Source organism: Streptomyces sp. 3-6 (genome assembly GCF_056323165.1).
The window spans coordinates 42,839-65,263 of the sequence record NZ_JBWHZP010000021.1 but is presented as its reverse complement, the minus strand read 5'-3'; the positions used below and the strand labels follow the sequence as shown (position 1 = coordinate 65,263).

The window sequence follows — 22,425 nt, the reverse complement described above, 5'->3', positions numbered from 1 at the left end:
CGCGTCAGCCCCCGCATCGTCAAACGCGCCATCTCCAAGTACCAGGCCCGAGGCCCCCGCATCGACCGGACCAGCTACAAAGCCACCACCGGCATCGAAATCCTCGCGCCCCCAGGCCCTTGACGACACGCCCCAGCCGCAAACTTCACGGCCTTGGGGCTAGCCTCACGATGTGGACAATCCTCGCACCCGGCCGCGCGTCGGCCACATCCAGTTCCTGAACTGCGTGCCCCTGTACTGGGGGCTCGCCAGAACGGGCACACTCCTCGACTTCGAGCTCACGAAGGACACCCCGGAGAAGCTCAGCGAGAAGCTGGTGCAGGGCGACCTCGACATCGGGCCGATCACCCTGGTCGAGTTCCTCAAGCACGCCGACCAGCTGGTCGCCTTCCCCGACATCGCCGTCGGCTGCGACGGGCCGGTGATGTCCTGCGTGATCGTCTCGCAGGTCCCGCTGGACCGCCTGGACGGCGCCCGCGTCGCCCTCGGCTCGACCTCGCGGACCTCCGTGCGCCTCGCCCAGCTGCTCCTGGCCGAGCGCTACGGCGTCCGGCCCGACTACTACACCTGCCCGCCCGACCTCAGCTCGATGATGCAGGAGGCCGAGGCGGCCGTCCTGATCGGCGACGCCGCCCTGCGCGCCAACATGCTCGACGCGCCCCGCTACGGGCTCGACGTGCACGACCTGGGCCGGCTGTGGAAGGAGTGGACGGGGCTGCCGTTCGTCTTCGCCGTCTGGGCGGCGCGCCGCGACTACCTGGAGCGCGAGCCGGTCATCACCCGCAAGGTGCACGAGGCGTTCCTCTCCTCCCGCAACCTCTCCCTGCAGGAGGTCGGCAAGGTCGCCGAGCAGGCCGCCCGCTGGGAGGACTTCGACGAGGCCACCCTGGCGGAGTACTTCACCACCCTCGACTTCAGCTTCGGCGCGCCGCAGCTCGCGGCGGTCGCGGAGTTCGCCCGCCGGGTGGGCCCCACGACCGGCTTCCCGGCGGACGTGCGCGTGGACCTGCTGCAGCCGTGAGGAGCGGGCGCCCGCCCACTACCCTGCTGGAGTTCCGGCGCACCAGGCGTGACGGGGGAGGGGGGCGCCATGCGGCCGCTCGAGGCCGACGAACCCACGGCCGTGGGGCCGTACCGGCTGCTCGGCCGGCTCGGCTCCGGCGGCATGGGCCGGGTCTACCTGGGGCGGAGCGCCGGCGGGCGCACCGTCGCGGTCAAGATCGTGCACCCGCACTTCGCGCTCGACGAGGAGTTCCGGGCGCGGTTCCGGCGCGAGGTGGAGGCCGCGCGCCGGGTCGGCGGCGCCTGGACGGCCCCCGTCCTGGACGCGGACCCCGACGCCCGCGTGCCCTGGGTCGCCACCGCCTACGCCGCCGGGCCCTCGCTCGCCGCGGCGGTCACCGAGGGCGGGGCGCTGCCCGACGGCACGGTCCGGGCGCTGGGCGCGGGCCTCGCCGAGGCGCTGACGGCGGTCCACGCCCTGGGCCTGGTGCACCGGGACGTGAAGCCGTCCAACGTGCTCCTCACCCTCGACGGCCCGCTGCTGATCGACTTCGGCATCGCCCGGGCCACGGACGGGACCGCGTCCCTCACCTCCACCGGCGTCTCGATCGGCTCGCCCGGCTACATGTCGCCCGAGCAGATCCTCGGCAGGGGCGTCACCGGCGCGGCCGACGTGTTCTCCCTCGGCGCGGTCCTCGCCTACGCGGCGACCGGCGCCTCGCCCTTCCCCGGCGACTCCTCGGCGGCCCTGCTCTACAAGGTGGTCCACGAACCGCCCGAACTCGGCGGCCTGGACGGCGAGGTGCGGGCGCTGGCGGAGGAGTGCCTCGCCAAGGACCCGGCCGCCCGCCCGGCCCCCGCCGAGGTGGCCCGGCGGCTCGCCCCCGAGGGCGCGGCCCGGCTGGTGGCGGGCGGGTGGCTGCCCGGGCCGCTGGTGGAGCAGGTCAGCCGGGGCGCCGTGCGGCTGCTCAACCTGGAGGCCGGGCACGGCGGCCCGGACGGCGGCGGGCCCGCGTCCGGGCCCGTGGGGTTCAGCACCCCGTCCGTCACCGCGGCCGACGGACAGGAGGCCGGCGGCCCGGCCGCCTGGTCCGGTGAGGGGACCGCGTCCGGCACGTTCGGCCCGCCGCCGGTGATGCCGGGGGACGGCCGGGCGGCGGGCCGGGGAGCCGTCCCCGAACCCCGCGACGCCCCCGCGCCGGACCCCGCGCCGTCCGCCGGACCGCCGCACCCGCCGGCCGAGCCCTCCGGCGGAGGCGGACGGCCCGGCCGGCTCTCGGTGTCGGTGACGGCCACCACCGGCCGGGAGCGCGGCGGCGGCCGGGGCCGGCGGGTCAGCTGCACGGTGGCGCTCGCGGTCGCCGGTGCCCTCGCCGCGGTGACCGTCGGCTCGGTCCTCGTCCTCGACCTGCTGCCGGGCGGCTCCCGCGAGGGCGCGCACGGTTCCCGGGACGACGCCCACTCCGAGGCGCCCGCCCGGACCGTTCCCGCCGCCTACGTCGGCACCTGGGAGGGGCAGGCCGCCTCCCGGGACAGCATCACCATCCCGCTGGGGACGTTCCGGGTGACGGTGAGGGACGCCGAGGTGGGCGAGCGGGTGGGCACCGTCCGGCACACCGACATCCTCGGCGGGGACTGCGACGACGTCCTCACCCTCGTGCGGGTCTCCGGCGAACGGCTCGTCGCCAGCGCGTCCGGCGCCGAGTCCAACCGCTCCGTGTGCGACCGGGCCCGGCACACCGTCGTCCTCACCCCCACCGGCGACGACCTCCGCTACGAGTCCGACAGCAAGGCGTCGGGGCGGCCCGAGGCCCGGCTCTCGCGACTGCGGTAAGGGCCGGTCGCCGTCCCGTCCCGGTGCGGGCGGGGGCCGGTCGCCGGACATCCCGCGGATCCGCACCGTCCGCACGGTCCGCACCCGGTGCCCGCGCGGCGGCGGGCGGCGGCCGGGGGCGGCGGCCGGGGGCGGGGCCCTCGGGCGTGCCCGTCGACGCGGGCCCGGAGCGTCTCTAGGATCTCCTCGGCCCGGCACCCCGCGCCGCCATCCCTCCCTCGCCCGTCAGGACGCCCCCATGCCGTTACCCGTCGACGCCGTGCTGATCGTGCTCGCCGCGCTGTGGGGTGCCGCGGCGGGTGCGCTGGTGCCGCGCGCGGCCTACCGGCTGTCCGTGCCGGCGGAGGAGGACTGGCGGGCGGCGTGCCCGGCGGGCCACGTGCTCGTCGGCTGGCTGGGCCCCGCCCGGTGCGCGGGCTGCCCGGGGCGGCCCTACGGGTCCGGCACCGCGACCGTCCCGGTGACCGCCGCCGTCTGCGCCGTGCTGGCCGCCGCCACCGGGCCCCGGCCCGAGCTGGCCGTCTGGCTGCTGCTGGCGCCCGTGGGCGTGCTGCTCGCGGTGGTGGACCTCAGGGTGCAGCGGCTGCCCGACCCGCTCACCCTGCCGTTCGCCGGTGCCGCGCTCCTCCTGCTCGGCGCCGCCGCCCTCCTCCCCGGGCACGCCGGCCGGTGGACCACCGCGGTGCTGGGCGCGCTCGCCCTGGGCGCCGGCTACCTCCTGCTGTTCCTCGTCAACCCCGGCGGCATGGGCTTCGGGGACGTCAAGCTCGCCCTGGGCGCGGGCGCCGTCCTCGGCTGGTACGGCTGGCCGACGGTGCTGCTCGGGGCCTTCGCCGGCTTCCTGTTCGGGGCGCTGTACGGCGGCGTCCTGGTCCTCGCCCGCCGGGCGGGACGGGGGACGGTCATCCCGTTCGGGCCGTTCCTCGCCACCGGAGCGCTGGCCGGGCTGCTCATCGGCGCGTACACGGCCTGACGTCGGCCGGGAAACCGCGCTGACGTACGCTGGATCGGTCCGCCCACCCGTCTCCCACCACCACTCTCATAGCGAGCGCCCCGCGCGCACCTCCTGATCAACCCTCACGAAAGGGACGCCGGTGACCGAGAAGGCCGACCTTCAGCCCATCCTCGACCGCGCCGCCGCCGGTGGGCGGATCACCCCCGAGGAGGCCGTGCTCCTCTACCGCGACGCCCCGCTGCACGCGCTGGGTTCCGCCGCCGACGCGGTGCGCCGCCGCCGTTACGCCGGGACCGAGCACATCGCGACGTACATCATCGAGCGCAACATCAACTACACGAACGTCTGCGTCACCGCGTGCCGGTTCTGCGCCTTCTACGCCGCGCCCAAGGACACCGCCAAGGGCTGGACCCGCGACCTCGACGACATCCTGCGCCGCTGCGCCGAGACCGTCGAACTCGGCGGCACCCAGATCATGTTCCAGGGCGGGCACCACCCGGACTACGGCGTGGAGTACTACGAGAAGCACTTCTCCGCGATCAAGAAGGAGTTCCCGCAGCTCGTCATCCACTCCCTGGGGGCGAGCGAGGTCGAGCACATGGCGCGGATCTCGAAGGTGTCGGTCGAGGAGGCCATCACCCGCATCCACGCGGCCGGGCTCGACTCCTTCGCCGGCGCCGGCGCCGAACTGCTGCCGGAGCGGCCCCGCAAGGCCATCGCGCCGCTGAAGGAGTCCGGCGAGCGCTGGCTGGAGATCATGGAGATCGCCCACACCCTGGGCGTGGAGTCCACCTCCACGATGCTGATGGGCACCGGCGAGACCAACGCCGAGCGCATCGAGCACCTGCGCATGATCCGGGACGTGCAGGACCGCACCGGCGGCTTCCGCGCCTTCATCCCGTACACCTACCAGCCCGAGAACAACCACCTGAAGGGCCGGACCCAGGCGACCCTCTTCGAGTACCTGCGGATGATCGCCATCGCCCGCCTGTTCCTCGACAACGTGGCGCACATCCAGGGTTCGTGGCTGACCACCGGCAAGGAGGCCGGCCAGCTGTCCCTGCACTACGGCGCGGACGACCTCGGCTCGATCATGCTGGAGGAGAACGTGGTCTCCTCGGCGGGTGCCAAGCACCGTTCCAACCGGCTGGAGATCATCGACCTGATCCGCCGGGCGGACCGGGTCCCCGCGCAGCGGTCGACGACCTACGAGCACCTGGTCGTGCACGACGACCCGGCGAACGACCCGGCCGACGACCGCGTGGTCTCGCACATCTCGTCCACCGCCCTCGAGGGCGGCACCGCCCACCCGGAGCTGAAGCTCCTCGCCTCCAACTGACCGGGCCGTGCTGACGCTTCACGCGGCGGACCTCGTCGTCCCCGGGGGCGGGCGGCCCGCCGTACCGGACGGGGCCGTGCTGGTGGACGGCCGCGTGCCGGCCGCCGTCGGCCCGTACGCGACGCTGGCCGCCGCCCACCCGGCGGCGCGCACCCGGCGCTGGCCGGGGCTGCTCACCCCGGGGTTCGTCCACCCCTGCGGCGCCGCGCTGCTGGAGCGCGCCTACCACCCGGACCCGCGCGAGGCCGACGAGCTGGGCACCGACCCGCTGACCGGTGACGCCCTCGCCGCGCTCGCCCCGACCGAGGCCCGCTGGGGTGCCAGTGCCCGGCGCGGGGCGCAGCGGCTGCTGGCGCACGGTGTCGTCGCCGTGACCGGGCCGCTGCGGCGGCCCGCCGTCGTGGACGCCGTGCGGCGGGCGGGGCTGGGCGTCCTGCCGGGCCCCGGCGGACCCGGCGGCACCGGCGGATCAGGCGTCCCGGGCGACTGCGACGGTCCCGCCGTCCTGGACCCGCTGGCCGGACGGCGCAGTCCCGCCTCCGTGGCCGCGCCCCCGCTCGTCGCGGGGGAGGGGACCGCCACGTTCGCCGTCTTCGACGTGCCCGACGAGGCCGCGCTGGCCGCCCGCGGCGCCGGGACCTGCGTGGCCACCGTCCTGGCCGGCCGCCTGGTGCACCGGCGGCGCTGAACCGCGAGGCGGCGCGGCGGGCGGCGTGGGACGGCCGGGGGCGGGCTGCCACAATGGGCCCGTGACCCGCGCATCCCTGGACAAGCAGCCGCACGAAGTCGCCTCGATGTTCGACGACGTGGCGGAACGCTACGACCTGACCAACGACGTGCTGTCCCTCGGCCAGGACCGCCGATGGCGCAAGGAGGTCGCCCGGGCAGTCGACGCGCGCCCCGCGCAGAAGATCCTCGACCTGGCGGCCGGCACCGGCACGTCCTCGCTGCCCTTCGCCCGCGCCGGGGCCTACGTGGTCCCCTGCGACTTCTCCCTCGGCATGCTCCGGGTCGGCAAGCGCAACAACGCGTGGCTCCCGCACACCGCCGGGGACGCCACCCGGCTGCCCTTCAAGGACGACGTGTTCGACGCCGTCACCATCTCCTTCGGGCTGCGCAACGTGCAGGACTTCGACGCCGCGCTGCGCGAGATGCACCGGGTGACCCGGCCCGGCGGGCGGATCGTCATCTGCGAGTTCTCGCACCCCACGTGGGCGCCGTTCCGCACCGTCTACACCGAGTACCTGATGCGCGCGCTGCCGCCGCTCGCGCGCACGGTGTGCACCAACCCGGACGCCTACGTCTACCTCGCCGAGTCCATCCGCGCCTGGCCCGACCAGCCCGCGCTGGCCGAGCGGCTGGGCAAGGCCGGCTGGTCCCGGGTCGCCTGGCGGAACCTGACGGGCGGCGTGGTCACCCTGCACCGGGGCTTCAAGGAGAGCTGAACGGCGGCGCGTCCGCCCCGGGGCCGCGGCTTCGAGTACGGCGGATGGGCCGGGGGCCCCGGCAGTCCCCGGCTGCGCGGAGCCGGCGGGTGCTGCGGTGACCGGGCCTGCCGGGGTCAGGGCGGGCCGACGGGCAGCAGGTCCCGGCCGCACGGCGGCAGCGGGTCGCCCGGCCGGGGCGGGCGCGGTTCGTCCCGCGCGCACCGCAGTCCCCCGTCGGGCGGGCCGGGCGCGCGCGGCTCGCGGACCCCGCCGCCGCCCTCACCCTCGCCGAGGTCGAACCACACGTGGACCGGGGAGGCGCGCGGCACCCGGGTGCCGGGCTGCGGGTACTGGCGCACGACGTGCTCGACGACGACGAGGTGGAAGGCGGGCCGGTCCGGCGCGTCGAGGTGCAGACCCCGCGCGCGGGCCGCCTCGCGCGCGTCCACGGCCATCAGGCCGACCAGGTGCGGTACGCGCACGTCGGGTGTCCCGGGTGTCACTCGCACGGACGTCACCCCCCAGCGGTACCGGCAGGGTAGACCCGCCGGGGTGCCCCCCGGAAGGTACGCGTCGCGTTACGTGACAGCGGATGACCGTGAGTGATCGTCAGGCGGGGTGCCTCGGGGTGAGTCGGGGGCGGGGTTCGTCCGGGTGCGGTGTGCGGGGGCCGACGGGAGCGGTCACAGGGCCAGCCGGTAGCAGTGCCCCTCCCGGCGGGACACCGGCGTCGTGTACGTCTCGGCGAGGCGCATGCCGAGGCGCCGGGTGACCGCGATGGAACGGGCGTTGCGGGCGTCCACCATCGCGACCACGTCCGCGACGCCGGCCGCGCGGACCCGCTCCAGGGTCTGCCGGGCCGCCGCGGTGACGTACCCCCGGCCCCAGAACCGCCGCCCCAGCCGCCAGCCGATCTCCGTCTCACCGGTGGGACCCCACTCCCGCTCCCAGGGCTGCGCGCCGGTGAAGCCGACGACCTCGTCCGCCCCGTCGAGCAGGGTCCACAGGCAGAAGCCCCGTTCCGCGTCGTGCCGGCGTTGGCGGGCGGTGAGCTCCTCGTAGACCGACAGCTCGGCGGCCCTCCCGCCCTGGAACTCCATGACCTCGGGGTCGGCGAAGAGGCGGTGCCACACGACGGCGTCCTCATGGGTGGGCACACGGAGCCGCACGACGGGGAGAGCTCTGGTCATGGAGACAGCCCTTCAGCCGGGTGATCGATTCTCCTGCATAGACTGCCCCTGTCCCGTGCCGGCCGGCACCAGATTTCGAGCCTTGGGGAGAACCCGCCGTGACCGAGCCCCTCTCCGACAACACCGCCGACGTGATCGTCGTGGGCGCGGGGCCAGCCGGCTCCACCACCGCCTACCACCTGGCCAGGTCCGGCCTCGACGTGCTCCTGCTGGAGAAGACCGAGTTCCCGCGGGAGAAGGTCTGCGGCGACGGCCTCACCCCGCGCGCCACCAAGCAGCTCGTCGCCATGGGCATCGACATCTCCGAAGAGGCCGGCTGGCTGCGCAACAAGGGCCTGCGCATCATCGGCGGCGGCGTCCGGCTCCAGCTGGACTGGCCGGAACTCGCCTCCTTCCCCGACTACGGCCTGGTCCGCAAGCGTGACGACTTCGACGAACAGCTCGCCCGGCAGGCCCAGAAGGCCGGCGCGCGGCTGTACGAGCGCTGCAACGTGGGCGCGCCGATCATCGACGACCGCACCGGCCGCATCACCGGCGTGAAGGCCAAGCTGGGCGAGGAGAAGCGCGAAGTCACCTTCCACGCCCCGCTGGTGGTGGCCGCCGACGGCAACTCCACCCGGCTGTCGCTGGCGATGGGCCTGCACCGGCGCGAGGACCGTCCGATGGGTGTCGCCGTCCGCACGTACTTCACCTCGCCCCGCCACGACGACGACTACCTGGAGTCCTGGCTGGAGTTGTGGGACCGCCGCGGTGCCCAGGACCGGCTGCTGCCGGGCTACGGCTGGATCTTCGGCATGGGCGACGGCACCAGCAACGTCGGCCTCGGTGTCCTCAACACCTCCGATTCCTTCAAGGAGTTGGACTGGCGCGAGGTCCTGAAGGCGTGGTGCGCCTCGATGCCCGAGGAGTGGGGCTACACCCCGGACAACATGACCGGTCCGATCCGCGGCGCCGCCCTCCCGATGGCCTTCAACCGCCAGCCCCACTACACCCGCGGACTGCTCCTGGTCGGCGACGCGGGCGGCCTGGTCAACCCGTTCAACGGCGAGGGCATCGCCTACGCCATGGAGTCCGCGCAGATCGCCGCCGAGGTCATCGTGCAGGCGCACGCGCGGGCGACCCCGGCCCAGCGGGAGTTCGCCCTCCAGCGCTACCCGCGGGTCCTCAAGGACACCTACGGCGGCTACTACACGCTCGGCCGCGCCTTCGTGAAGCTCATCGGCAACCCGAAGATCATGCAGATCGCCGCCCAGCGCGGACTCACCCACCCGATGCTGATGCGGTTCACCCTCAAGCTGCTCGCCAACCTGACCGACCCGACGGGCGGCGACGCCATGGACCGCATCATCAACGGCCTGAGCAAGGTGGCCCCGAAGGCCTGACCGGCCGACGGAGCCCGCGGGCGTGCGCCCGCGGGCCGGTCGCCCCGTCCGACAGGCCCGGCTCGTCCGACGGGTCCCGTTCGTCCCGGGGCTCCTGCCCGGCGTGAGCGTGACGTGGGGCGCCCCGGGCGACCGGCCGGCGACAGCGGCCCGGAACGAGCGGGCGCACGGCGGGAAAAGGGCGTACGGCGCGAGTGGGGCGGATGGTCCGTACGGGGACGTTCGGCCAGGCTCCCTCGCGGTCGACGGGACCGGCGGCGGCACGGCGTCCGCCGGTGCATCCGCGCCGCCGGCGCCGGGCCCCGGCGGGGCCTCACCCCGTTCCGTGCCGACGCGCCCGGCGTCCCGGCGGCGCGCTCCTCGGCGCGGAGACCGTACAGCGCGACTGGGAGCGGCCGGCGGCCGATCGTGGACTCCCGGCCGCCCACCCGCCCGTCGGAGCGCTCTGCGGGCCTTCCAGGGGCCGTGGAGCCGCTCCGCGCGGACGTGAGGGCATGCCAAGGCGCCCCGGCAAGGGGGTGATTCGGGCAATCCCGTGCAACTGCCCCCGCCCGGCGGGTGTTCCCCGCGGCTCCGCGCGGGCGGGTGCGCCGCGGGGCGGCCGGCGGTCACCCGTGCGGGTGGGGTGCCGGCCCTCGCCGGTCACTCCTGCGGGCGCCGTGCCGACCCGTTCGGGCCGTCGCACCGGCGTGGGCGATCCGCCCGAAGTGCCCCCGGAGGGGCGGGATGTGAACGGCGGAGGGCCGCTGCCCCCGAGCGGCAGCGGCCCTCCGGCGTCTCGTCGTACGGCTCAGAGCACGCGCACGGCGCCCGACGCCGGGTAGCCCGAGAGGTCCTGGATGACGACGCCCTTGGAGGGGTTGGCCGCGTCCAGGTACTGACCGTTACCGATGTAGACACCCGTGTGGTACGCGGAGCCCTTCCCGCCCCAGTACAGGATGTCGCCGACCTGGATCTGCGAGAGCGGGATGTCGGTGCCGACCGTCGACTGGGCCTGGGAGACGCGCGGCAGGTCGACGCCGACCTGCTTGAACGCGGCCTGCACCAGGCTGGAGCAGTCCCAGGCGTTGGGGCCCGTGGCGCCCATGACGTAGGCGTCGCCGACCTGCGCCTTGAGGAAGGCGATGACCGTCGCGACGCTGCCGCTGGCGGGCGCGGAGGCGGTCGTGGCGGTGCTAGCGGTGCTGGTGGACAGGTCCGGGCGGTCGGCGGTGCGCGTGGCGCGCTCCGCGGCGGCCTTGCGGGCCTCCTCGGCGGCCTTCTTCTTCGCCGCCGCCTTCTTCTTGGCCTCGGCGAGGTCCGCCTTGGCCTCCTTGGCCGCCTCGGCGGCGGCCGCGTCGCGCTCGGCCCGCAGCTGGTAGTTCGCGGCGGCCTGCTGCGTGGCGTCCGCGGACTGGGCGACCTGAGCGGCCAGGTCGGCCGTCAGGGTGGGCAGTTCGAGGGTCTGGGTCACCGGCTCGGCTGCGTTCGCCGAACCCGATGCGCCGGCCACTGCCAGGGTGCTGAGGACGCCACCGGCCACGCCGGCCCGCATCGCCATCGTGGTCTGTGCGGTGCGCCGGGGCTTCCGGTGGCTGCGTATGTGAGCGGTGTGGGACATGGGAACAACCGGTACCAGGGGCTCCTTCATATCCACAAGAAACGTGTGCTGCGCCACAGTTGTTCAATCGAGACCCCGAATCCCGGGCGTGTCGTTCCTTATTGACGCCGTAACGGACATTGCGGACGCCCGGTAATCGGCCTGTGATCACGGTCTTTCATCGTTACGCCCGAATTGCCCGCCACCTACCACCGGTTCCGCCGATTGGCCAAGCCCCCTTGTTCGGCCGGGCCTGCGGATGTGGCGGAGGTCACGGAACGATTACCCCTGCGGCGGCGTCCCGGGGTTCGGCCGGGGCGGACCGCGGGGGTGACGCCCGCGAGGGGGTCGGGAGGGGCGGCGGGAGTCGCACGACTTCGTGAACGCGTGCACGTGTCCACATCGCTCCCCGCAGCCCCCCGCAGGTGTGAACGGCCACTATCAAGAGATCCGGTCCAGCACCAATTTGCATGCAGGGGAAACCTCTTGATATGGAGACGCACCCCTCCGACCTGCGTCGACGTGCCAAAATGTCACTTCTCGTGATCGCGCGGACGCTTCGCGTGTGAAGATCACCGCTCATCCGACTTCATGATCGTTCGTCAGGTGGCAGAGATCACAAAGGTAGTGGGATACCCCGTGTCGCAGATCACAGACCACCGGGCATAGGATGCGGAGCAGTTGGGCTTGTGACCTGCTTCACATGTTCTCGATCTTCGCCGGGGCGGGCGTGGTTCGAGAGGTTGCTGAGGCAGGTGGGAGGCCCGACGCGCCAGCAGTCAGTGCCGACTGAGAGGAGCGAGGAGCGGTGAACGCGTATGCGCCCATCCTCGTACTGGGAGCCCTCGGGGCAGGCTTTGCGATCTTCTCCGTGGTCATGGCCACGCTGATCGGTCCGAAGCGCTACAACCGCGCCAGGCTCGAGGCCTACGAATGCGGAATCGAGCCGACCCCCACGCCGGCCGGCGGCGGGCGCTTCCCGATCAAGTACTACCTGACGGCGATGCTCTTCATCATCTTCGATATCGAGATCGTCTTCCTCTACCCCTGGGCCGTCAGCTTCGACGCCCTGGGGATCTTCGGGCTCGTGGAGATGCTGCTCTTCGTGCTCACCGTCTTCGTCGCGTACGCGTACGTATGGCGGCGCGGCGGCCTGGAATGGGACTGAGGGGTTAGCCATGGGACTCGAAGAAAAGCTGCCGAGCGGCTTCCTGCTGACCACCGTCGAGCAGGCGGCGGGATGGGTGCGCAAGTCGTCCGTCTTCCCCGCCACGTTCGGCCTCGCCTGCTGTGCCATCGAGATGATGACCACCGGTGCCGGCCGGTACGACCTGGCCCGCTTCGGCATGGAGGTCTTCCGCGGCTCGCCCCGGCAGGCGGACCTGATGATCGTGGCCGGCCGGGTCAGCCAGAAGATGGCGCCGGTGCTGCGGCAGGTCTACGACCAGATGCCGAACCCGAAGTGGGTGATCTCCATGGGGGTCTGCGCCTCCTCGGGCGGCATGTTCAACAACTACGCGATCGTCCAGGGCGTCGACCACGTCGTCCCGGTCGACATCTACCTGCCCGGCTGTCCGCCCCGCCCAGAGATGCTCCTGGACGCGATCCTCAAGCTGCACCAGAAGATCCAGAACTCCAAGCTCGGCGTGAACGCCGAGGAGGCGGCCCGCGAGGCGGAGGAGGCGGCGCTCAAGGCCCTGCCCACCATCGAGATGAAGGGGCTGCTGCGATGAGCGACGCGCACCACGCGGGGGACGGCGTGAACCCCGAGAAGGACCTCTCCGCGCAGAACCTGCCCGGCCAGCGCGGCGACGGCGGCGAGGAGATCCGCGTCCAGCGCGGCATGTTCGGCGCCAACAACGGAGGCGACACCTCCGGTTACGGCGGGCTGGTCCGGCCGGTCCGGCTCCCGGGGCCGTCCAGCCGCCCCTACGGCGGATGGTTCGACGAGGTCGCCGACGAACTCGAGGGCGCGCTGGAGGAGCAGGACCTCCTCCCGGCCAACGCCATCGGCAAGACGGTCGTCGACCGCGGCGAACTCACCTTCCACGTCGAGCGCGAGCACCTCGTGCGGGTGGCGAGGACCCTCCGCGACGACCCGGCGCTGCGCTTCGAGCTGTGCACCGGCGTCAGCGGCGTGCACTACCCGAACGACAAGGGCCGCGAGCTGCACGCCGTCTACCACCTGCGCTCGATCACCCACAACCGGGTGATCCGCCTGGAGGTCAGCGCGCCGGACAGCGACCCGCACATCCCGTCGCTGTTCTCGGTCTACCCGACCAACGACTGGCACGAGCGCGAGACGTACGACTTCTTCGGCATCGTCTTCGACGGTCACCCGGCCCTGACGCGGATCATGATGCCGGACGACTGGCAGGGCCACCCGCAGCGCAAGGACTACCCCCTCGGCGGCATCCCCGTCGAGTACAAGGGCGCCCAGATCCCGGCTCCGGACCAGCGGAGGTCGTACTCATGAGCACGCACACCCCCTCTTCCGCCTCGGCCCGCGACACCACCGAGGGTCCCGTCTACACGGTGACCGGCGGCGACTGGGACGAGATCGTCGAGGCCGCGGCCCGCGCCGACGACGAACGCATCGTCGTCAACATGGGCCCCCAGCACCCCTCCACCCACGGCGTGCTGCGGCTGATCCTGGAGATCGACGGCGAGACGGTCACCGAGGCCCGTGCGGGCATCGGCTACCTCCACACCGGCATCGAGAAGAACCTCGAGTACCGCACGTGGACGCAGGGCACCACGTTCGTGACGCGCATGGACTACCTGACGCCGTTCTTCAACGAGACGGCGTACTGCCTCGCGGTCGAGAAGCTGCTCGGCATCGAGGACCAGGTGCCCGACCGCGCCTCGGTGATCCGGGTGCTCCTGATGGAGCTGAACCGCCTCTCCTCCCACCTGGTGGCCATCGCCACCGGCGGCATGGAGCTCGGCGCCACCACGATCATGATCTACGGGTTCCGGGACCGCGAACTCGTGCTCGACATCTTCGAGCTGATCACCGGCCTCCGGATGAACCACGCCTACATCCGCCCCGGCGGACTCGCCCAGGACCTGCCGCCCGGCGCGGTGGACCAGATCCGCGAGTTCGTGAAGAAGATGCGCAAGAACCTCCCGGAGTACGACGCGCTCGCCACCGGGAACCCCATCTTCAAGGCCCGGCTGCAGGACGTCGGCTACCTCGACCTGGCCGGCTGCATGGCCCTCGGGGTCACCGGCCCGGTGCTGCGTTCCACCGGCCTGCCCCACGACCTGCGCAAGGCGCAGCCCTACTGCGGCTACGAGACCTACGACTTCGAGGTCCCGACCGCCGACACCGCTGACTCCTACGGGCGCTTCCTGATCCGCCTGGAGGAGATGCGCCAGTCGCTGAACATCATCGAGCAGTGCCTGGACCGGCTCCAGCCGGGCCCGGTCATGGTCGCCGACAAGAAGATCGCCTGGCCCGCCCAGCTCGCCCTGGGACCGGACGGCCTGGGCAACTCCCTCGACCACATCAAGCAGATCATGGGCACCTCCATGGAGGCCCTGATCCACCACTTCAAGCTGGTCACCGAGGGCTTCCGGGTCCCGCCCGGCCAGGCGTACACCGCGGTCGAGTCGCCCAAGGGCGAACTCGGGGTGCACGTCGTCTCCGACGGCGGCACCCGCCCCTACCGGGTCCACTTCCGCGACCCGTCCTTCACCAACCTGCAGGCCATGGCGGCGATGTGCGAGGGCGGCCAGGTCGCCGACGTCATCGTCGCCGTCGCGTCCATCGACCCCGTGATGGGAGGCGTCGACCGGTGACCACCTCTTCTTCGGAGCGGGGCGTCAGCCTGGGCATGCCCGAACTGCCCGCGCCCGACTACCCCGACGACGTCCGCGCCCGGCTGGAGGCCGACGCGCGCGAGATCGTCGCCCGCTACCCGGACTCCCGGTCCGCCCTCCTGCCCCTGCTGCACCTGGTGCAGTCGGAGGAGGGCCACGTCACGCGCACCGGGATGCGGTTCTGTGCGGACGTCCTCGGCCTGACCACGGCCGAGGTCACCGCCGTCGCGACCTTCTACACCATGTACCGGCGCAAGCCGAGCGGCGACTACCAGGTCGGCGTGTGCACCAACACCCTGTGCGCCGTCATGGGCGGCGACCAGATCTTCGAGGAACTCCAGGAGCACCTCGGCGTCGGCAACGGCGAGACCACCGGCGACGGCAAGGTCACGCTGGAGCACATCGAGTGCAACGCGGCCTGCGACTTCGCGCCCGTGGTGATGGTGAACTGGGAGTTCTTCGACAACCAGACGCCCGAGAGCGCCAAGCGCATGGTGGACGACCTGCGGGCCGGCCGCCCGGTGGCGCCCACCCGCGGGGCCCCGCTGTGCACCTTCAAGGAGACCGCCCGGATCCTCGCCGGCTTCCCCGACGAGCGGGACGGCGCCGTCGAGGCCACCGGAGGGGCCGGCCCCGCCTCCCTGGCCGGGCTGAAGCTGGCCAAGGGCGAGGCCCCGCCCGCCCGCGTGGTCCACCCGCGCGGCGAGGCCCGCCACGAGGCCCCGCCGCACGAGCCGTCGCCCACCGAGCACCTCAGCTCGCACGACGCGCCGCAGGACACCGCGGCCTCCGACCCCGCCCACCCGTCACCCACCACCTCCCGTGACCCGGAGACACCGCCCCGTCCCTCCGGCCCCACGGGAACCGCTGCCGAGGAGGGGGAGTGATGACCTTGGCACCCGAGATCAAGGACACCGGACCGGAGAAGCTGCTCGCACCCGTCCTGTCCGCCTTCTGGGACCAGGACCGCTCCTGGACCCTGGACACCTACCGCAGACACGACGGGTACGAAGGGCTCCGCAAGGCGCTCGCCATGACCCCCGACGAGGTCATCGCCTACGTCAAGGACTCCGGTCTGCGCGGACGCGGCGGCGCCGGCTTCCCCACCGGCATGAAGTGGCAGTTCATCCCGCAGGGCGACGGCAAGCCCCACTACCTCGTGGTCAACGCCGACGAGTCGGAGCCCGGCACCTGCAAGGACATCCCGCTCCTGTTCGCCAACCCGCACAGCCTCATCGAGGGCATCGTGATCGCCTGCTACGCCATCCGGTCGTCGCACGCCTTCATCTACCTCCGGGGCGAGGTCGTGCCCGTGCTGCGGCGGCTGCACGAGGCCGTGCGCGAGGCCCGGGAGGCCGGCTTCATCGGCGAGAACGTGCTGGGCAGCGGACTCGACCTGGAACTCACCGTGCACGCGGGGGCGGGCGCGTACATCTGCGGTGAGGAGACCGCACTGCTCGACTCGCTCGAAGGCCGCCGCGGCCAGCCGCGGCTGCGTCCTCCCTTCCCCGCGGTCGCGGGGCTCTACGCGTGCCCCACTGTCGTGAACAACGTCGAGTCCATCGCCTCGGTTCCCGCCATCATGAACCGGGGCAAGGACTGGTTCCGCTCGATGGGCAGCGAGAAGTCCCCGGGCTTCACGCTCTACTCCCTCAGCGGCCACGTCGCCCAGCCCGGCCAGTACGAGGCACCGCTCGGCATCACCCTGCGCCAGCTGCTGGAGATGAGCGGCGGCATGCGCCCGGGCCACCGGCTGAAGTTCTGGACCCCGGGCGGCTCCTCCACGCCGCTGCTCACCGACGAGCACCTCGACGTCCCGCTGGACTACGAGGGCGTGGGCGCCGCCGGTTCCATGCTCGGCACCAAGGCGCTGCAGTGCTTCGACGAGACCACCTGCGTGGTCCGCGCCGTGACCCGCTGGACGGAGTTCTACGCCCACGAGTCCTGCGGCAAGTGCACGCCCTGCCGCGAAGGGACGTACTGGCTGGTGCAGTTGTTGCGGGACATCGAGGCCGGCAAGGGCCGGATGTCCGACCTGGACAAGCTGAACGACATCGCCGACAACATCAACGGCAAGGCGTTCTGCGCCCTCGGCGACGGCGCCGCCTCGCCGATCTTCTCCTCGCTGAAGTATTTCCGGGAGGAGTACGAGCAGCACATCACGGGCCGTGGCTGCCCCTTCGACCCGGCCAAGTCGACGGCCTGGGCCGACCGTACGGAGGTGCACGCATGACTGTGACCACCAACGCTCCCTCCGGCGGGGGAGAGGCGGCGGTCCCGCCCGAGGACCTGGTGACGCTGACCATCGACGGCGTCGAGATCAGCGTGCCCAAGGGCACCCTGGTCATCCGGGCCGCCGAACAGCTCGGCATCGAGATCCCCCGGTTCTGCGACCACCCCCTCCTCGACCCGGTCGGCGCCTGCCGCCAGTGCATCGTCGAGGTCGAGGGCCAGCGCAAGCCGATGGCCTCCTGCACCATCACCTGCACCGACGGCATGGTGGTGAGGACCCAGCTGACCTCCCCGGTCGCCGAGAAGGCGCAGAAGGGGATGCTGGAGTTCCTGCTCATCAACCACCCCCTGGACTGCCCGGTCTGCGACAAGGGCGGCGAGTGCCCGCTGCAGAACCAGTCCATGTCGCACGGGCACGCCGACTCCCGCTTCGACGGGACCAAGCGCACCTACGAGAAGCCCGTCCCGATCTCCACCCAGGTCCTGCTCGACCGCGAGCGGTGCGTGCTGTGCGCGCGCTGCACCCGGTTCTCCGTGCAGGTCGCGGGCGACCCGATGATCGAACTGCTGGAGCGGGGCGCCCTGCAGCAGGTCGGCACCGGCGAGGGCGACCCCTTCGAGTCGTACTTCTCCGGCAACACCATCCAGATCTGCCCGGTCGGCGCGCTCACCTCGGCGGCCTACCGCTTCCGCGCCCGCCCCTTCGACCTGGTCTCCTCGCCGTCGGTGTGCGAGCACTGCTCCGGCGGCTGCGCCACCCGCACCGACCACCGGCGCGGCAAGGTCATGCGGCGCCTCGCGGGCAACGACCCCGAGGTGAACGAGGAGTGGCTCTGCGACAAGGGCCGCTTCGGGTTCCGCTATGCGCAGCAGCGCGACCGGCTGCACACCCCGCTGGTGCGCAACGCTGAGGGTGACCTGGAGCCCGCCTCCTGGCCGGAGGCGCTGCAGATCGCCGCCCAGGGGCTGCTCGCCTCCCGGGGCCGCACCGGCGTCCTGACCGGCGGCCGGCTCACCGTCGAGGACGCCTACGCGTACAGCAAGTTCGCGCGCGTGGCGCTGGGCACCAACGACATCGACTTCCGGGCGCGGGTGCACAGCGGCGAGGAGGCCGACTTCCTGGCCGCCCGGGTCGCCGGCCGCGGCCGGGACCTCGACGGCACGGGCGTCACCTACACCGCGCTGGAGAAGGCGCCCGCCGTGCTGCTGGTCGGGTTCGAGTCGGAGGAGGAGGCGCCCGGCGTCTTCCTGCGGCTGCGCAAGGCCTGGCGCAAGCGCGGCCAGCGCACCTTCGCGCTGGCCACCCACGCCACCCGCGGTCTTCAGAAGGCGGGCGGCACGCTGCTGCCCGCCGCCCCCGGCACCGAGACCGAGTGGCTGGACGCCCTCGCGAGCGGGGTCGGCCTGGAGGGCGACGGGGCCGCCGCGTCCGAGGCGCTGCGCGCCGACGGCGCGGTGATCGTCGTCGGGGAGCGGCTCGCGGCCGTCGCGGGCGGCCTCACCGCCGCCGTGCGGACGGCCACCGCGACCGGCGCCCGGCTGGCGTGGATCCCGCGCCGCGCCGGCGAGCGGGGCGCGATCGAGGCGGGCGCCCTGCCCACCCTGCTGCCGGGCGGGCGTCCGGCGACCGACCCGCGGGCGCGGGAGGAGGTCGCCGCCGCCTGGGGCGTCGCCGAACTCCCGCTCCGCTTCGGCCGCGACACCACCGGCATCGTCGAAGCCGCGGCGGACGGCCAGCTGCAGGCGCTGCTGGTGGCCGGGGTGGAGGTCGCCGACCTGCCCGACCCGGCCCGCGCCCGCCAGGCCCTGGCCGAGGCCGGGTTCGTGGTCTCCCTGGAGCTGCGGCCCGGCGAGGTCACCGCGCTCGCCGACGTCGTGCTGCCGGTCTCCCCGGTCGCCGAGAAGGACGGCACCTTCCTCAACTGGGAGGGCAGGGCCCGCCTGTTCGAGGCGGCGATCAAGCCCGACCAGATGACCCGCCGTCCCGCGCCGACCGACGCGCGGGTGCTGCAGATGCTGGCCGACGCCATGGACGTCCACCTGGGCCTGCCCGACCTGCGCACCCTGCGCGCCGAGCTGGACCGGCTCGGCACCTGGGACGGCCCGCGGGCCACCGACCCGGAGGACCGGGCGGGCGCGCTGCCCCGGCCCGCCGCCGGCGAGGCGGTGCTGGCCGGACACCGGCTGCTGCTCGACCAGGGCCTGCTCCAGCAGGGCGACGAGGCGCTCGCCGGCACCCGGCACGCCGCGCTCGCCCGCCTCTCGGCCGCCACGGCCGCCGAGGCGGGCGTCAAGGACGGCGACCTGCTCGCGGTCACCGGCACCACGGGAACGGTCGCGCTGCCGCTGGCCGTCACCGAGATGCCCGACCGGGTGGTGTGGCTGCCGCTGAACTCGGCCGGCGACGGCGTCGCCTCCGACACCGGGGCGCTGCCCGGATCCCTCGTCCGCATCGGCCCGGCGACCGGCGCCGGCGAGGCCCCCCAGGAGGTGGAGGCATGATGTACCTCTCCGCCGAAGACCTCTCGATGTTCGGCCGCGACCCCTGGTGGCTGGTCGTCGTCAAGGCGGTGTTCTGCTTCGCGTTCCTGATGGTGACGGTGCTGATCGCCATCGTGATGGAGCGCAAGTTCGTCGCCTGGATGCAGCTGCGCATCGGCCCCAACCGCAACGGCCCCTGGGGCATGCTCCAGTCGCTCGCCGACGGCGTGAAACTGATGCTCAAGGAAGACGTCGTCGTCAAGCGGGCCGACAAGGCGGTCTACGTCCTCGCGCCGATCGTCGCGGCCATCCCGGCCTTCATGGCGATCGCCGTGATCCCCTTCGGGCCGGCCGGCAACGAGGTCTCGATCTTCGGCCAGCGCACCACGATGCAGCTGACCGACCTGCCGATCGCGATGCTCTACATCCTCGCGGTCGCCTCGATCGGCATCTACGGCATCATGCTCGCCGGCTGGAGCTCCGGCTCCACCTACCCGCTGCTGGGCGGACTGCGCTCGTGCGCGCAGATGATCTCCTACGAGATCGCGATGGGCCTCGCCTTCGCCTCCGTCTTCCTCTACTCGGGGTCGATGTCGACCTCGCAGATCGTGGAGCAGCAGACCGACCGCTGGTACATCCTGCTGCTGCCGATCTCCTTCATCATCTACATCGTCACCATGGTCGGGGAGACCAACCGCGCCCCGTTCGACATGCCGGAGTCCGAGGGCGACCTGGTCGGCGGCTTCAACACCGAGTACTCGTCGATCAAGTTCGCGATGTTCATGCTCGCCGAGTACATCAACATGGTGACCGTCTCCGCCGTGGCGACCACGCTGTTCCTCGGCGGCTGGCGGGCCCCCTGGCCCGTCAGCACCTTCTGGGAGGGCGCCAACCACGGCTGGTGGCCGCTGCTCTGGTTCGTCCTCAAGGTCCAGATGCTGCTGTTCTGCTTCGTCTGGCTGCGCGGCACGCTGCCCCGGGTGCGCTACGACCAGCTGATGAAGCTGGGCTGGAAGGTGCTCATCCCGGTCGCGCTGGCCTGGCTGATGCTCGTGGCCACCGTGCGCGCCCTGCGCAACGAGAACGTGGCCTTCGCCGACATCGCGCTCTACATCGGCGGCGCGGTCCTGGCGCTGCTGCTGCTCTCCTTCGTCGCGGACCTGTTCCGCGACAAGGCCAAGCGGGCGGAGCAGGCCACCGCCGAACCCCCGGCCGCGTTCGACCCGATGGCGGGCGGGTTCCCCGTCCCGCCGCTGCCCGGCCAGGAACTGCCGCCGGTGCCCCGCCGCCGCCCCCGCCGGGAGCGGGAGCTGATTGTCAGTGGTGGTCCCGATACTCGGAGTGACGAATCTCCGAGCGGATCCACGGATGGAAAGGAGGCGTCCGATGGCTGAGGAGCCCAAGGAGGCCGGGCAGACCAAGCCCGGATTCCTGAACCCCGTGGCCGGCTTCGGCGTGACCTTCAAGGCCATGTTCAAGAAGCGGCTCACCGAGCAGTACCCCGAGCAGCAGAAGACCACCGCTCCGCGCTTCCACGGACGGCACCAGCTCAACCGCCATCCGGACGGCCTGGAGAAGTGCGTCGGCTGCGAGCTGTGCGCCTGGGCCTGTCCCGCCGACGCGATCTACGTGGAGGGCGCGGACAACACCGAGGAGGAGCGCTACTCGCCGGGCGAGCGGTACGGCCGCGTCTACCAGATCAACTACGCCCGCTGCATCCTGTGCGGCCTGTGCATCGAGGCGTGCCCCACCCGGGCGCTGACGATGACCAACGAGTTCGAACTGGCCGACTCCAGCCGCGCCGACCTCATCTACACCAAGGAGCAGCTGCTCGCCGGTCTGGAGGAGGGCATGGTGGACAGCCCGCACGCCATGTACCCGGGCACCGACGAACAGGACTACTACCGGGGCCTGGTGACCGAGGCCGCCCCCGGCACGGAACGCCAGGTCGCCCATTCCAAGGGAGAGGTCGTCCAGGAGGCGGAGTCCACGTTCGGCGAGGACGAACCGGCGTCGGAGCAGGTGATCGGCCGATGACCGCGCTCGCCGCCTACACCACCTCCACCGGCGAGGCCGTCCAGTTCTGGATCCTGGGCACGATCGCGGTGATCGGCGCCCTGTGCACCGTCTTCATGAGGCGGGCCGTGCACAGCGCGCTCTGCCTCGCCGGCACCATGATCATCCTGGCGGTGTTCTACCTCGCCAACGGCGCCTACTTCCTGGGCGTCGTGCAGATCGTCGTCTACACCGGCGCGGTCATGATGCTGTTCCTGTTCGTGGTGATGCTGGTCGGCGTCACCGCGGCGGACTCCCTGAAGGAGACCATCAAGGGGCAGCGCTGGCTGGCCCTGCTGTGCATGACCGGCTTCGGCATCCTGCTGGTCGGCGGCATCGGCAACGCCTCCCTCACCGAGTTCAACGGCATCGGCGCGGCGAACGCCGGGGGCAACGTGGAGGGCATCGCCGCCCTCCTGTTCACCCGGTACGTGTTCGCCTTCGAGATCACCGGCGCCCTGCTCATCACGGCCGCCGTCGGCGCCATGGTGCTCACCCACCGGGAGCGCACCGAGCGGGCCAGGACCCAGCGGGAGCTGGCCGAGCAGCGGGTCCGCGAGGGCACCTACCTCCCGCCGTTGCCCGCCCCCGGCGTGTACGCGCGGCACAACGCCGTGGACATCGCCGGCCTGCTGCCCGACGGCACGCCCTCCGACCTCACGGTCAGCGCCACGCTGCGTGAGCGGGGCCAGATCCGTGACGTGTCGCAGGAGGCGATGAACGACCTGCGGGCGCTGGAGCAGCGCGCGGAGGAGCGTCTGGGCCGCACGGCGATCGAAGCCGGACCGTTCAAGGGGACCGAGGAGGGGCAGAAGTGAACCCGGTCAACTACCTCTACCTCGCCGCCCTGCTCTTCACGATCGGCGCCACCGGCGTACTGATCAGGCGCAACGCGATCGTGGTGTTCATGTGCATCGAGCTCATGCTCAACGCCTGCAACCTCGCCTTCGTCGCCTTCTCCCGGATGCACGGCAACCTCGACGGTCAGATCATCGCCTTCTTCACGATGGTCGTCGCCGCCGCGGAGGTCGTGGTCGGGCTGGCGATCATCGTGTCCCTGTTCCGTTCCCGCCACTCGGCCTCGGTCGACGACGCCAGCCTGATGAAGCTGTGAGGGGCTGCTG

21 protein-coding genes are annotated in these 22,425 nt (G+C 72.6%); 18 read left to right on the top strand and 3 right to left on the bottom strand.

Translation table 11 applies throughout. From position 1 onward, the window contains the following. The first annotated feature begins 172 nt into the window (after nucleotides 1-172). The 6 genes from AC02VZ_RS22865 to AC02VZ_RS22840 all read left to right on the top strand — a co-directional run bounded on the left by AC02VZ_RS22865 (nucleotide 173) and on the right by AC02VZ_RS22840 (nucleotide 6,575). Entirely contained in the window at nucleotides 173-1,021 is an 849-nt protein-coding gene (locus AC02VZ_RS22865) for a menaquinone biosynthetic enzyme MqnA/MqnD family protein (protein WP_432055980.1), read from the top strand. A gap of 69 nt (nucleotides 1,022-1,090) precedes the next feature. After that, on the top strand, nucleotides 1,091-2,836 hold the full coding sequence (locus AC02VZ_RS22860; RefSeq protein ID WP_476476260.1) for a serine/threonine-protein kinase: 1,746 nt from the start codon (nucleotides 1,091-1,093) through the stop codon (nucleotides 2,834-2,836). Between the two features lie 238 nt (nucleotides 2,837-3,074). Next, nucleotides 3,075-3,809 carry a prepilin peptidase gene (locus AC02VZ_RS22855; protein ID WP_476476259.1) on the top strand — a complete coding sequence of 245 codons (735 nt, stop codon included), beginning with the start codon at nucleotides 3,075-3,077 and terminating at the stop codon, nucleotides 3,807-3,809. Nucleotides 3,810-3,930: 121 nt separating this feature from the next. Continuing rightward, nucleotides 3,931-5,130, top strand: a complete 1,200-nt coding sequence (gene mqnC, locus AC02VZ_RS22850) for a cyclic dehypoxanthinyl futalosine synthase (protein WP_432055983.1) — start codon at nucleotides 3,931-3,933, stop codon at nucleotides 5,128-5,130. 7 nt (nucleotides 5,131-5,137) lie between these two features. Further along, nucleotides 5,138-5,818 carry a hypothetical protein gene (locus tag AC02VZ_RS22845; RefSeq protein ID WP_476476258.1) on the top strand — a complete coding sequence of 227 codons (681 nt, stop codon included), beginning with the start codon at nucleotides 5,138-5,140 and terminating at the stop codon, nucleotides 5,816-5,818. A 61-nt stretch (nucleotides 5,819-5,879) separates the two neighbouring features. Beyond that, complete coding sequence (locus tag AC02VZ_RS22840; RefSeq protein WP_476476257.1) at nucleotides 5,880-6,575, top strand: demethylmenaquinone methyltransferase; 696 nt, start codon at nucleotides 5,880-5,882, stop codon at nucleotides 6,573-6,575. 116 nt (nucleotides 6,576-6,691) lie between these two features. Here the strand turns inward: AC02VZ_RS22840 and AC02VZ_RS22835 are convergent, their stop codons facing one another. Together AC02VZ_RS22835 and AC02VZ_RS22830 are read right to left on the bottom strand one after the other, a co-directional pair. Next, complete coding sequence (locus tag AC02VZ_RS22835; RefSeq protein WP_476476256.1) at nucleotides 6,692-7,039, bottom strand: PASTA domain-containing protein; 348 nt, start codon at nucleotides 7,037-7,039, stop codon at nucleotides 6,692-6,694. A 201-nt stretch (nucleotides 7,040-7,240) separates the two neighbouring features. Then, nucleotides 7,241-7,747 carry a GNAT family N-acetyltransferase gene (locus tag AC02VZ_RS22830; protein ID WP_476476255.1) on the bottom strand — a complete coding sequence of 169 codons (507 nt, stop codon included), beginning with the start codon at nucleotides 7,745-7,747 and terminating at the stop codon, nucleotides 7,241-7,243. 98 nt (nucleotides 7,748-7,845) lie between these two features. Between AC02VZ_RS22830 and AC02VZ_RS22825 the strand changes: the two genes are divergently transcribed. Beyond that, nucleotides 7,846-9,129 (top strand): geranylgeranyl reductase family protein, encoded by a 1,284-nt coding sequence (locus AC02VZ_RS22825; protein WP_432055988.1) that lies wholly within the window; start codon nucleotides 7,846-7,848, stop codon nucleotides 9,127-9,129. A gap of 790 nt (nucleotides 9,130-9,919) precedes the next feature. On the opposite strand, the gene AC02VZ_RS22820 is transcribed toward AC02VZ_RS22825, so the two are convergent. Then, nucleotides 9,920-10,759: a C40 family peptidase gene (locus tag AC02VZ_RS22820; protein ID WP_432055989.1), complete on the bottom strand. Its 840-nt coding sequence runs from the start codon at nucleotides 10,757-10,759 to the stop codon at nucleotides 9,920-9,922. Nucleotides 10,760-11,516: 757 nt separating this feature from the next. On the opposite strand from AC02VZ_RS22820, the gene AC02VZ_RS22815 reads away from it, so the two are divergent. From AC02VZ_RS22815 to nuoK, 11 genes are read left to right on the top strand one after another with little or no spacing between them, the layout of a single operon-like run. Then, on the top strand, nucleotides 11,517-11,876 hold the full coding sequence (locus tag AC02VZ_RS22815) for an NADH-quinone oxidoreductase subunit A (protein WP_164337649.1): 360 nt from the start codon (nucleotides 11,517-11,519) through the stop codon (nucleotides 11,874-11,876). Nucleotides 11,877-11,886: 10 nt separating this feature from the next. Then, nucleotides 11,887-12,441 (top strand): NuoB/complex I 20 kDa subunit family protein, encoded by a 555-nt coding sequence (locus AC02VZ_RS22810; protein WP_004984689.1) that lies wholly within the window; start codon nucleotides 11,887-11,889, stop codon nucleotides 12,439-12,441. Beyond that, the gene (locus tag AC02VZ_RS22805; RefSeq protein WP_432055990.1) at nucleotides 12,438-13,184 is read left to right on the top strand and encodes an NADH-quinone oxidoreductase subunit C; all 747 of its coding nucleotides are present in this window, start codon (nucleotides 12,438-12,440) and stop codon (nucleotides 13,182-13,184) included. Before AC02VZ_RS22810 ends, AC02VZ_RS22805 begins: the two co-directional genes overlap by 4 nt. Next, the gene (locus tag AC02VZ_RS22800; RefSeq protein ID WP_432055991.1) at nucleotides 13,181-14,512 is read left to right on the top strand and encodes an NADH-quinone oxidoreductase subunit D; all 1,332 of its coding nucleotides are present in this window, start codon (nucleotides 13,181-13,183) and stop codon (nucleotides 14,510-14,512) included. Before AC02VZ_RS22805 ends, AC02VZ_RS22800 begins: the two co-directional genes overlap by 4 nt. After that, a complete protein-coding gene (nuoE, locus tag AC02VZ_RS22795; RefSeq protein ID WP_432055992.1) occupies nucleotides 14,509-15,420 on the top strand; it encodes an NADH-quinone oxidoreductase subunit NuoE in 912 nt (303 codons plus the stop codon). Before AC02VZ_RS22800 ends, nuoE begins: the two co-directional genes overlap by 4 nt. Further along, entirely contained in the window at nucleotides 15,417-16,766 is a 1,350-nt protein-coding gene (gene nuoF / locus AC02VZ_RS22790) for an NADH-quinone oxidoreductase subunit NuoF (RefSeq protein ID WP_476476254.1), read from the top strand. Before nuoE ends, nuoF begins: the two co-directional genes overlap by 4 nt. Beyond that, nucleotides 16,763-19,267, top strand: coding sequence for an NADH-quinone oxidoreductase subunit G (locus AC02VZ_RS22785; RefSeq protein ID WP_432055994.1), 2,505 nt, complete (start codon nucleotides 16,763-16,765; stop codon nucleotides 19,265-19,267). The genes nuoF and AC02VZ_RS22785 overlap by 4 nt, the downstream gene beginning before the upstream one ends. Continuing rightward, a complete protein-coding gene (nuoH, locus tag AC02VZ_RS22780) occupies nucleotides 19,264-20,640 on the top strand; it encodes an NADH-quinone oxidoreductase subunit NuoH (protein WP_476476253.1) in 1,377 nt (458 codons plus the stop codon). The genes AC02VZ_RS22785 and nuoH overlap by 4 nt, the downstream gene beginning before the upstream one ends. Beyond that, nucleotides 20,633-21,283: an NADH-quinone oxidoreductase subunit NuoI gene (nuoI, locus tag AC02VZ_RS22775; protein WP_432055996.1), complete on the top strand. Its 651-nt coding sequence runs from the start codon at nucleotides 20,633-20,635 to the stop codon at nucleotides 21,281-21,283. The genes nuoH and nuoI overlap by 8 nt, the downstream gene beginning before the upstream one ends. Continuing rightward, on the top strand, nucleotides 21,280-22,119 hold the full coding sequence (locus AC02VZ_RS22770; protein WP_476476252.1) for an NADH-quinone oxidoreductase subunit J: 840 nt from the start codon (nucleotides 21,280-21,282) through the stop codon (nucleotides 22,117-22,119). The genes nuoI and AC02VZ_RS22770 overlap by 4 nt, the downstream gene beginning before the upstream one ends. After that, complete coding sequence (gene nuoK / locus AC02VZ_RS22765) at nucleotides 22,116-22,415, top strand: NADH-quinone oxidoreductase subunit NuoK (protein ID WP_003974374.1); 300 nt, start codon at nucleotides 22,116-22,118, stop codon at nucleotides 22,413-22,415. The genes AC02VZ_RS22770 and nuoK overlap by 4 nt, the downstream gene beginning before the upstream one ends. The last annotated feature ends 10 nt before the right edge of the window (nucleotides 22,416-22,425 follow it).